At 61.3% G+C, this 10,169-nt stretch carries 13 protein-coding genes; 7 read left to right on the top strand and 6 right to left on the bottom strand.

Translation table 11 applies throughout. The annotated features are described in order from the left end of the window. The 4 genes from VFW45_03380 to VFW45_03365 form a co-directional block, all read left to right on the top strand. A partial coding sequence (locus tag VFW45_03380; protein HEU5179807.1) for a hypothetical protein occupies positions 1 to 778 on the top strand: 778 nt, incomplete at its 5' end. 4 nt (positions 779 to 782) lie between these two features. Next, the gene (locus VFW45_03375; GenBank protein ID HEU5179806.1) at positions 783 to 1,661 is read left to right on the top strand and encodes an alpha/beta hydrolase; all 879 of its coding nucleotides are present in this window, start codon (positions 783 to 785) and stop codon (positions 1,659 to 1,661) included. A gap of 57 nt (positions 1,662 to 1,718) precedes the next feature. Beyond that, positions 1,719 to 2,099 carry a fluoride efflux transporter CrcB gene (gene crcB, locus VFW45_03370; GenBank protein ID HEU5179805.1) on the top strand — a complete coding sequence of 127 codons (381 nt, stop codon included), beginning with the start codon at positions 1,719 to 1,721 and terminating at the stop codon, positions 2,097 to 2,099. Positions 2,100 to 2,103: 4 nt separating this feature from the next. Then, positions 2,104 to 2,460: a DUF190 domain-containing protein gene (locus VFW45_03365; protein ID HEU5179804.1), complete on the top strand. Its 357-nt coding sequence runs from the start codon at positions 2,104 to 2,106 to the stop codon at positions 2,458 to 2,460. A gap of 257 nt (positions 2,461 to 2,717) precedes the next feature. Here VFW45_03365 and VFW45_03360 read toward each other — a convergent pair whose 3' ends face one another. Further along, the gene (locus VFW45_03360) at positions 2,718 to 4,952 is read right to left on the bottom strand and encodes an efflux RND transporter periplasmic adaptor subunit (protein HEU5179803.1); all 2,235 of its coding nucleotides are present in this window, start codon (positions 4,950 to 4,952) and stop codon (positions 2,718 to 2,720) included. 121 nt (positions 4,953 to 5,073) lie between these two features. Then, positions 5,074 to 5,265, bottom strand: a complete 192-nt coding sequence (locus VFW45_03355; protein ID HEU5179802.1) for a hypothetical protein — start codon at positions 5,263 to 5,265, stop codon at positions 5,074 to 5,076. Positions 5,266 to 5,574: 309 nt separating this feature from the next. On the opposite strand from VFW45_03355, the gene VFW45_03350 reads away from it, so the two are divergent. Both VFW45_03350 and VFW45_03345 read left to right on the top strand, forming a co-directional pair. Beyond that, positions 5,575 to 6,036 (top strand): hypothetical protein, encoded by a 462-nt coding sequence (locus VFW45_03350; GenBank protein ID HEU5179801.1) that lies wholly within the window; start codon positions 5,575 to 5,577, stop codon positions 6,034 to 6,036. Next, positions 6,005 to 6,538 carry a DUF1801 domain-containing protein gene (locus VFW45_03345; protein ID HEU5179800.1) on the top strand — a complete coding sequence of 178 codons (534 nt, stop codon included), beginning with the start codon at positions 6,005 to 6,007 and terminating at the stop codon, positions 6,536 to 6,538. Before VFW45_03350 ends, VFW45_03345 begins: the two co-directional genes overlap by 32 nt. 6 nt (positions 6,539 to 6,544) lie before the next feature. Here VFW45_03345 and VFW45_03340 read toward each other — a convergent pair whose 3' ends face one another. The 3 genes from VFW45_03340 to VFW45_03330 form a co-directional block, all read right to left on the bottom strand. Beyond that, complete coding sequence (locus tag VFW45_03340) at positions 6,545 to 6,817, bottom strand: hypothetical protein (GenBank protein HEU5179799.1); 273 nt, start codon at positions 6,815 to 6,817, stop codon at positions 6,545 to 6,547. 62 nt (positions 6,818 to 6,879) lie between these two features. After that, positions 6,880 to 7,101 carry a hypothetical protein gene (locus tag VFW45_03335; GenBank protein HEU5179798.1) on the bottom strand — a complete coding sequence of 74 codons (222 nt, stop codon included), beginning with the start codon at positions 7,099 to 7,101 and terminating at the stop codon, positions 6,880 to 6,882. Positions 7,102 to 7,216: 115 nt separating this feature from the next. After that, positions 7,217 to 8,248, bottom strand: coding sequence for a rod shape-determining protein (locus tag VFW45_03330; protein ID HEU5179797.1), 1,032 nt, complete (start codon positions 8,246 to 8,248; stop codon positions 7,217 to 7,219). A gap of 798 nt (positions 8,249 to 9,046) precedes the next feature. On the opposite strand from VFW45_03330, the gene greB reads away from it, so the two are divergent. Continuing rightward, positions 9,047 to 9,667, top strand: coding sequence for a transcription elongation factor GreB (gene greB, locus VFW45_03325; GenBank protein HEU5179796.1), 621 nt, complete (start codon positions 9,047 to 9,049; stop codon positions 9,665 to 9,667). A 57-nt stretch (positions 9,668 to 9,724) separates the two neighbouring features. Here greB and VFW45_03320 read toward each other — a convergent pair. Then, on the bottom strand, positions 9,725 to 10,169 hold a 445-nt coding region (locus VFW45_03320; protein HEU5179795.1), incomplete at its 5' end, for a hypothetical protein.

The following is a 10,169-nucleotide window of genomic DNA, read 5'->3' as shown; positions in this document are numbered from 1 at the left end:
GATTGCGGTGTCGCTCCTGGAGGGCGACAGCAGCGATATCTGGATCGTCGACGCGGTCCGCGGGACCCAGACGCGTCTCACTTTCGATCCGGAGCCTGAGATCGCTCCCTCCTGGTCCCCCTCGGGCGAGCAGCTGATCTTCACTCGCGGGTCCGGCCCCTCCGACTTCAAGCTGGTAGAACAGCCGGCGGACGGGTCCGCAGCCGGTGAAGTGGTGGGAAAAGGCGCCGGGGCGGGCTTCGTGCCGGATGGCAAGTCGATCGCCTTCGCGAGGTACGACGAGAAGACGTGGATGGATATCTACGTGATGCCTCTCACCGGAGAGCGCACGCCGGCTCCCCTGGTCCGGATGAAAGGCATGGAGGTCGGTCCTCAGGTCTCCCCGGACGGCAGCCTCATCGCATATCAATCCAATGAGTCGGAGCACGAAGAGGTCTACCTCAAGAAATTTCCCAGCGGCGAGGGGAAATGGCAGGTATCGGTGAATGGCGGCTACTGGCCCCGCTGGAACGGACGGGGCGACCGGCTTTATTACCTCGAGCGCGACACCATAATGGAAGTGACGGTCTCGACGCACCCGGGCATGACGCTGGGCTCCCCGGTCCGGCTCTTCACGCGCGAGCCGGCGGGGATCTACGTCCCTTTCGGCTGGCCGGAGACATTCGACGTGACTCCCGATGGCCAGCGCTTTCTCCTCCTGAAGAAGGTCCCCCAGCAGGGCGGGAGCGGCATTGCCGTCGTCGAGAACTGGTACGCGGAGTTCCTGAGGAAGAAGTGATCGCATGATCGGATTGCGCAAGACGGGAATGCTGCTGGTGACGATCGCGCTTATCGGCATGGCATGGTCTTCGGCGATACCAGACCCCACCGAATCTCCGCGCGCGGCTGACGCCAAGGCCGGCCGCTACGCGACCATCGGCAGCCTGAAGATGTACTACGAGATTCACGGTCACGGCACGCCCCTCGTCCTGCTGCATGGCGGAGGCTCGACGATCGAATCCACCTACGGGCGCATCCTGCCGGCGCTGGCGAAGGCGCACCAGGTGATCGCGGTGGAGCTCCAGGCGCATGGCCACACGCGGGACATCGACCGTCCCCTCAGCTTCGAGTCGGATGCCGACGACGTAGACGCGCTCCTCGGCCAGCTGCGTATCGAGAAGGCCGACTTCATGGGCTTCAGCAACGGCGGCACGACCTGTCTGCAGATCGCCATCCGCCATCCGCAGCGGGTGCGCAAGCTGGTGCTGGCCTCCGCCACCTATCGGCGCGACGGCATGCAGGCCGGCTTCTTCGAGGGGATGCAGAACGCCAGCTTCGAGCAGATGCCACAGGCCCTCAAGGACGCCTACCTGAAGGCGAGCCCCGATCCGCAGGGACTCCGGAGGATGTTCGATCGCGACGTCGCCAGGATGGTGGCGTTCAAGGACATCGACGACGCGAGCATCAAGGCCATCCAGGCGCCGGCGCTGGTCCTCAACGGCGATGCGGAAGTGGTGCGCGCCGAGCACGCTCTGCAGCTCTCGCGCATGCTGCCGCACGCCAGGCTCGCCATCCTGCCGGGCGGCCACGGCGAGTACATCGGCGAGATCGAGTCGCCGCACAAGAACAGCAAGCTGCCGGCGCTGGTCGTCACCCTGATCGAGGACTTCCTCGCAGACTGAGCGTTCCTGCGACGGCCGGCGCCGCGCTTGAATGGGCGCCGCAGCGGAGGATGGATCGTGAAGCTGGTTTTGGTAGGCGCCGGCGGATTCGTCGGGGCGATTCTCAGGTATGTCATCAGCGGCTGGGTCCAGCGGCTTCCCTTCGGGGAGACCTTTCCCACCGGGACGCTGGTCGTGAATGTGACCGGCTGCCTCGCCATCGGAGTTCTTTCGGAGCTGGCCGAGGCCCGAGGCGTCCTCACCCCCGAGATCCGGGCGCTGCTCGTGGTCGGAGTCCTCGGGGCCTATACGACCTTTTCCGCCTTTGCCAACGAGTCGCTGAATCTGTTTCGCGACCGGGAAGCCGGGCTCGCGCTCCTCAATGTCGCTCTGAGCCTCGGATCCTGTTTCATCGCGGTTTGGGCCGGCCGCTGGGCGGCCCATGCCCTTTGGGGGTGAATCAATGACCCTGCCCCAGGAAGGATGTCTTCTGCGGATTTTCATTGGCGAGAGTGACCGCCACGATGGCAAACCCCTCTACGAATGGCTGGTGCTGAAAGCGCGCGAAAGCGGGCTTGCCGGGGCCACGGTCCTTCGAGGCCTGATGGGATTCGGCGCGCACAGCCGCCTGCACACCTTCAAGATCGAGCGCCTGTCGCTGGATCTTCCCATCGTGATCGAAATCGTCGATACCCGCGAGAAGCTCGAGGCCTTCATGGCCGCGATCGACGGCATGATCCCGGAAGGGCTGGCCACGCTCGAGCGGGCCGAGGTGCGCTTTTACAGGAGCGGTAAGGACGGCGTTGAATCCAAGAGTTGAACCTTCCTGGGGATGGAGACCATGACCTGCATGCTGCGAGGAATCGCTGTTGCCGCCGGATGCACACCCACAAGGGCGAAGAAGCGCACGTTCTGGTGAAGGGGCAGAAAGTGCTCTACGCGCAGGAAGGGCCTTACCAACGTCTGGGAATACGATGTGCTCGACTACTTCTCCTCGCCACCCCCGAAGCCAAGGCGCTGGCCGAAGCCGCGAGAGCTCCTGCGACCGAGGCCCAGAATCAGGAGACCCGGCCGGTCTCACCACCAGGACCAGAATTCCACGCGCAGGTAGCGTTCGATACGCCGGGTCATGAGCTGAGCCAGGGTCCGCCGGCCGCAAAGAATCTTCGCGTTGCCGGTCATCTCCGGCTTCAGCAGGAGATTGGGATTCTCGAGAACCGTCGTTACGGTCACGAATCTCTCCATGCGCTCGGCTTCCGGCTTGACGACGGTCGGGGAGATGAACGCCACGCTGCCAATGATGCTCAGGTCCGGATAAGCCCGCGTCCGCAGGACGACCTTCTGGCCGACCTGAACGTCCGAGATCTCTTTTTCCGGAACGGCAATCTCGGCGGTGACGCTGGACACCTCGAGGACCTTCGCGATCAGATCGCCTTTCTTGACCTGCTGGCCGACCAGCTCCTTCAGCTTCGGGGTCGCGATGACCCCAGCGATGGGACTGACGACTTTGAGCGAGGTGATCTCCTCTTGCACGTAGGCGCGATTCGCGCTGAGGCGTCTGATATTCGCATCAAGAGCGTCAACCTCCTCCTGGCGGCTTCCGGCCCGCAGAATGTCCAGCCTGCCGTTCGCTTCTTCGAGCTCCTTCACACGGACCGCGACTTCCTCCTGGGTCGCGAGGAGCTCGCTTTCCGAGAGAAGCTTCTCCCCGAACAAGGTCTGATGCCTCGCCAGCTGCCCCCGTGAATAGACGAGCCGCTCGCTCGCCTTGTCCACCGCGGTCGTCGCCAGCTGGATTTCCTCGAGGCGCGGCCCCGATTTGAGCATGCTGAGCCTGGCCTGTTGCTCCGCGATCTGAGCGTCGAGCATGCGCACCTGGGCCGTGTAGTCGCGCGCCGACAGACGGGCGATGATATCTCCCGGGCCGACCCGGACGCCCTCGTCGACGTAGACCTTCTGGATGATGCCTTCGACTTCCGCTCTGATGTCGGTGTTCTTCGCCGGAGCGAGCGTGAACTCCCCGCTCACGCCAAGCTCCATGCGCACGAAAGTCAGGAGAATTCCGACGACCACGAGCAGAGCAGGGATCCTGGCAAGCTTCAGGAGCCTGGAGCGGCGGCTCGGACCGGGCTTCTCGGGCGTATGCAGGACCGACAGAGAGTTCCGGATGGGGCCGTTGAAGACCATTCCGAGAAGACCCAGGAACAGGAAGAACCCCCAGGCCTGCAGATTGCGCGTGAGCGCGCGAGCTGTGTAAAAGGCGATGATGCCGAACAGCCAGCTCGAATAGAGCGCCGCCAGCAGACCGTAGATGACATAGATTCGCCTCTCGCGCGACGTGGCTCCAGAGGCAGCCACCTCCATCCCCACCAGCCGCCGGAATTGCTCCTTCAGGTAGCCAAAGGCCTTCACCCTCAGGTTGGGAATCTGCACGGCGTCAATCAGCAGGTAGTAGCCGTCCAGCTTGATGAGGGGGTTCAAATTGAAGAGACTCCTGATCCCCGAGGTGGCCATGATCACGAGAGCTGCCGAGCTCACCACCGTGCCGGGCTCCGTGATCCGCCAGGTCAGGGTCGCCATGGCCCAGATCATCAGCTCGGACCCGGCGCCCGCCACTGTCACCCACATCCGGTGGGAGCGGCGCGGAAAAAGCCAGGCATCGCTGACGTTACAGTAGAAGGTGGGATGAAAGTAGAAGAACATGAATCCCATATCATGGACGCGGCCGCCGAAATGCCTGCATGTAACTCCATGAGCGAACTCGTGGATGGTGATGACCAGAAAAATGGTGAGCCACGCGAAGAACAGCGTCGACACATGAAACAGGCGGGAGATATCGAGTGCGATCGCGTCCTGAAAGCCGACGGCTATGCTCGCGGACAAAGCTATCAAGGCGATGGAGGCAATCAGGAATCCCGGCGTGAAGAGCCAGCGAAGCCTGGCATGCAGGAATCCGAGCAAGCGGTCCGGATCGAAGGCTTTCAGACGCAGATAGAAGAGGCTGCCGGCCAGCCGTCGCGGCCTGTGTGGAGAGTCGTGGGGATCCTGCAGGAGCCGGGCGGCGCGGAGGCGCTCAACGAACTGCCGGAGGTTCTCCTCCGAGAGCGCCAAGCCGAGCTGCTCGTGGACGAGGCCTTGGATGCGCTGCAGAGAAACCGTGCCATCGAGCTGCCGGGCGATGAAGTACTCCGGCTCTCGGAGCCGGAAAAAGCGCCCTTGAGCGGGATCCTTGATGACAAAGGAGGCTTCGCCCTCCGACCCCTGCCGGCTGACGATCAGCTCGGGCCGGAGTGCCGGACATGCTTGAGACATCCGGGACCTGCCTTAACAATAGAGGGGGCGGGGTCATCCCCGCATTCGATGCCCCGCCCGAAATCCCGACGCTGTTCAAGACGCACGCGAGCTCAGTGCCGCCGGGATCCGTAACCGCGGACTAATTCGACTGATTGCCCGGCTGACCTTCGTAGCCGGTGTTACCACCTCCACCGGGCCCTCCACCCTGATTACCCGGCTGACCTTCGTAGCCGAGCAGGCCAGGAGGCTGGCTGGGAGCGATCCTCTCTTCAAGCTCTTCCAAAACCAGCTGCGGCTCTTCGGACTTGGCGCGGAAATCCTCGCTTTTCACAGTACTTCACCTCCTTTCAGGATTGTTTTTTGGGAACGATGAGTACGGCATCAAAGACTCCGGTTCTCGCAGAGAGAGCATGGAGGAAATCTTGGATGCTGAAGTACCTAGCGTATACACCGAAAAGACGAAGTTGCAACAGGTTTCTTAAGCAAATTCGTAAGAGTGGAAGGCTCCGTCAGTCGCATGAGACGCTCCGCGCCATCCGAGTCATCGTACCGGTACCGGGTGAATATGCCGTTCAAGCATCTCTTGACGGCAGCTCGCCTGAGGCGCGCGGACTCGACGCTTTCCATCATAATAAGTGGCATGGAGCCGATTGGAGCCGCCGGATACGTGATGGTTGCTGCGGCCGCGGTCCTCGCGATCGGGCTTGGGGCGCTGGCGGGGGCCATCGCCTGGGTCGCGCGGTGCAATCCGGTCTGGATGGGCCTTCTGGCTGCCGGTGGCTATCTCGTCGAAACGGTGCTCCTGCACTCTGCCGCCCCGGGGCCGTCGATCATCATCGGCTTCCCTCCGCTGCTGATGACGTTGTTGATTGCCTGGTTGGTCGCCGGCTACCTGGGGAAGCGAGCGCGATTGGGTCGTCCCTGGGCGGCGCTGGCCGGGTCGGTCTGCGCTCTGGTGTTGGGATTCCTGTGGGGATTCTCGTTCAGACTGGGACTGTGGCCGCCCATCTCGCTCGCGCTGGTCGCCGATACGTGCCTCATTTTGTGGATCGTGCTGCGATGGAAGGCCGTTGCCCGCATGGGTCGGGCTGAGGAATCGTGATGGGGAAAATGAAGGCTATGCCAGCTTCGATGCTTACCTGAAGGACCAGGTTCCCAAGAACCAGCCGATCATTCGCGCGCTCCGGCGATTCGTGAAGCGGGTCGAGCCCGAGCTGAGCGAATCGGTGAAGTGGGGAAACGGCTGCCGGGTCGGCAGGAGCGGACCGGTGGCCTACGTCTATTCCGCCCCGGGATATGTGCAGTTCGGCTTTCTCTATGGATCCTCTCTGAAGGATCCGGAAGGATTGCTCGAAGGCAACGGCCAATACGTCAGGCACATCAAGGTCTTCGACCCTTCAGGAATAGACGAGACTGCCTTTGCGGCGCTCCTCACGCAGGCGACGGTGTTGTGCCCAGGTCGCGCCAGAGCGGGCAAGACCCTCGGCCGAGGCAAGAAACAAGGCAAAGCGACCGTCCACCGAATCGGGGGATGCCACCAGCAAGAAAAAAGGCGCAGCGTTCTGAAAGCTGCGCCTCCTCTTAAAAGTCAACCTCTTCGCTGAATTGCCTCAGATCTTCTTGGAGTGTGCCTCGACGACCGCAAACTCCCGTGCGAGCCGCAATTCGCCCGTCTTTGTATACGCTACCCTCACAGAGTCACCGGACTTGAGCTCGTCGAGACTACCCGCTGTTCCCCGGATCGTCACCTTCGTCTTGTCGCCAACCGTGAAGGCGCGCTTTCTGGTCTGGCCGCTCTTCATCGTTCCCTTGACCGTGGAGGTCTTCGCTGCAGCATCCACCTCCGTCACCTTGCCGCGCATGATCAACGTCTTCTTGGGCATTTAGCAATCACCTCCTTCATGCATAAGGCGCTCAAAAAGAGTCCAGAGTATAGCGCATCTACTCAGTCGGACCAGCCTTTCCTTCCCTCGTCTTCTTCTTTCTCCTCCTCGTCGTCCTCTTCCTCGTCGTGTTCCTCGTCCTCGTCCTTGTCATTTTCCTCGCCCTCGTCCTCCTCTTCTTCCTCCTCCTTCTCCTCATCATTTCCGAAGAGCGATGCCGGGGGTCGCAGGACGAAACTATTGCCCATCGTCTTCTTCTTGCCGAAAGTCATTTTCCAGCGCATCATTTTTCCCCTTGCTGTCGTATTGCCTTCTTGTTTTGCGTCACGGCCTGGTCCTCCTGGAAAAGACTTGATGCCGAGTGTCTTCGAATACTAAGATTCCCTCCACTGGTAGCCTTCAGTCGATGGAAATCTTCCGGAGAAGGTTGAAGTCGTTCAGCATCATCCCAGTGCCCAGCACCACGGTCGCCAGGGGATCATCCGCCATGGAAACGGGTAGGCCCGTCTCTTCCCGGATCCGCTTGTCGAGGTTCTTCAGGAGCGACCCACCCCCGGTGAGCACGATCCCCTTGTCCACGATGTCCGCCGAGAGCTCGGGTGGAGTCTGCTCTAGCGCCGTGTGTATTGCCTCGATAATATTGGAGACCGTCTCGGACAGGGCCGCCCGGATCTCTTCGTCGGAAATCACCATGGTCTTGGGAATTCCCTCCACCAGGTCACGCCCCTTGATTTCCATCGTAATCTCCTGCTCCAGGGGAAAAGCGGAGCCGATGTGGATCTTGATCTCTTCCGCTGTCCTCTCCCCCACCAGAAGGTTGTATTTCCGCTTGATGTACTGGACGATGTCCTCGTCCATCTTGTTGCCGGCGACCCGGACCGATCGGCTGTAGACGATTCCCGCCATGGAGATTACGGCCACGTCGGTGGTGCCGCCGCCAATGTCCACCACCATGCTGCCGGTGGGCTCCGTGACCGGGAGCCCGGCTCCCAACGCCGCCATCATGGCCTGCTCCACCAGGTAGACCTTTGAGGCTCTGGCCCGGTAGGCCGAGTCCCTGACCGCCCGTTTTTCCACCTGCGTGATTTCAGAGGGCACCCCGATGACAATCCGCGGGCGCACTCCAAGGGATCGGTTATGGGCCTTCTTGATAAAGTGGTCGAGCATCTTCTCGGTATGCTCGAAGTCGGCGATGACACCGTCTTTCATGGGACGGATGGCGATGATGTTCCCTGGCGTTCTACCGAGCATCTCCTTCGCTTCCTTTCCCACCGCCTCCACCTTTCCCGTCTTCTGATTCACGGCGATGATGGAGGGCTCGCAGACCACGATCCCCTTTCCCCTGACATAGACGAGGGTGTTTGCGGTGCCCAGATCGATGGCCAAGTCGTTCGAAAAGAGGCTCAAAATCGATCTCAGGTTCCACTGCATGACGCTAAGCCTCTCTCCTTATCCTCGTTTCCTCCAGTTCCTCACTAGCTCAGAACCGCCCCAGGCACAGATACTTCGGTCCTCCTGGAACGCACCGCTCGGACTTTGCCTTTACCTCCACAACGGTGGCATAGGCCCGTTCCGTGACAGAAGGGAGCACGTGCTCGAAGCCGAAGGCACGGCTCTCCACCTGAAGGACCGCATGTATGGGGAATGCCTGTGAGAAGTATATGCCTATGGCGAGCTCGCGTACAGCATCGAATGGCAAGGCTTGCACTGACGTCGTGATGGTAGCTTCCACGCGTGCAAGGAGAATATCCAATCGGCATCTGAGGACCTCTTCATGGCGCAGAGGTTCGCGAGGCACGTGAGCCCACTGAATACCACGATCTACACGCATCCAAGCGACCAGGACATGTGGGAGCGCGTCCGGCAGCTGCCCTGCTGACAATCCCGATGGTCCTCCAGGCTATAATTCTTCCAAGGTAGTTCGATTATGACTGCCACCTTGAAGAATCGTCAGTTGGAGGACCGATGGGGCTCATAGAGACCTCAAAGGACATCCTTAAGGCAGTGAAGGGCGTCGCCAGCATTGACGTACAACAGAAGGTGATCGAACTTCAGGCAGGGATTCTAGAGATGCAGGAGCAGGTTGTCGCTCTTCAACAGGGGAACGAAGAGCGAATGTAGGCTCCGCAGGTGAGGCGGGCGATATTGGAAATTGGCGTCAGCTGCGGATCGGAATGATGGAAGCAGATGTGGAGAGACTAAAGCCTCAAGGATTGCAGGACTAACCGTATGCGAAAAGGGTTTACGAGAAAACCGCAAGTCGATGAGCCCACCGCGCGAGTCAAGAACTACATCACGCCGGGAGGTCTGCAGCGCCTCAAAGACGAGCACCGGTTTCTGCTCACCAGGGAACGACCGGCAGTAACCAAGGTGGTGGCGTGGGCCGCGAGCAACGGCGATCGCAGTGAAAACGCCGACTATCAATACGGCAAGCGGCGACTGCGCCAGATCGATGGCCGGATTCGCACTCTCACGAAGCGAATCGATGCCGCGGAAGTTGTGGACCCGGAAAGTCCGAGAGCTGGGCAGGCGGCGACGCGCGCATTCTTCGGAGCCACCGTGCGCTATGTCAATGCCGCAGGAAAGGAGCGAGTGGTGACCATCGTCGGTACCGACGAGGTCGACCTCGACCGTGACCACATCAGCTGGGTGTCGCCTTTGGCGCGGGCGTTGATGAAATCCTCAGCAGGCGACCGAGTGGTTCTGCAAGCGCCGCGAGGCACAGAGTACCTGACCGTCCTGGAAGTGTGTTACAAGCCCATTCGCGTGAAACCGTTCCGTGAACCACCTGGAGCCGAGGCCTCGGCAAAGGAACTCTCCGCCGACGCGGATCGCCCTGAGGAAGGTTAGCGATCCGGCACCTGAAAACTTCAGGCCCTCCGAAGTGGTCCGGCTCCTCCACCTCGCTCAGGGGAACGAAACCGAGCAATTGTTGGTGAACCGAACCTCGATCGTGTAAGCGCCGGGGCTCGCGTTGTTCTGGAACTTGAAGTGCAGCGTCCTGGACTTGTTGTGATCGATGCTGCGCGCTCCGGTGGAGCCCTCGAACGAGGTGATGTCGGCCGAGGGTGGATTGAAATTGTCACCGTTGATTTTGCCATTGTCTAGCCTGACCTCGTCCAGGAAGCCGTTGGCGGCCGGCCAGGCGGTGGTAATCTCGGCGATCTGCAGCTTGTTGGAGGTGCCGTTGGTCAGTATCCACTGGGCCTCCTGGTCTTTCAGCACGAGCGCGCCAGCCCCGGTCGCACACGCCGTCGCCGGCGGGGACACCGTGACGGTGGCGCTGGCTTCGGCGGACTGGGCCCCTGTTGCGGAAGCCGTGACTGTGTTCGTGGGGGTCTGACTGATGCCC

It is taken from the genome of Candidatus Polarisedimenticolia bacterium, assembly GCA_035764505.1.
Lineage (GTDB): Bacteria > Acidobacteriota > Polarisedimenticolia > Gp22-AA2 > AA152 > AA152.
This window is presented reverse-complemented; position numbering and strand designations above follow the sequence as displayed.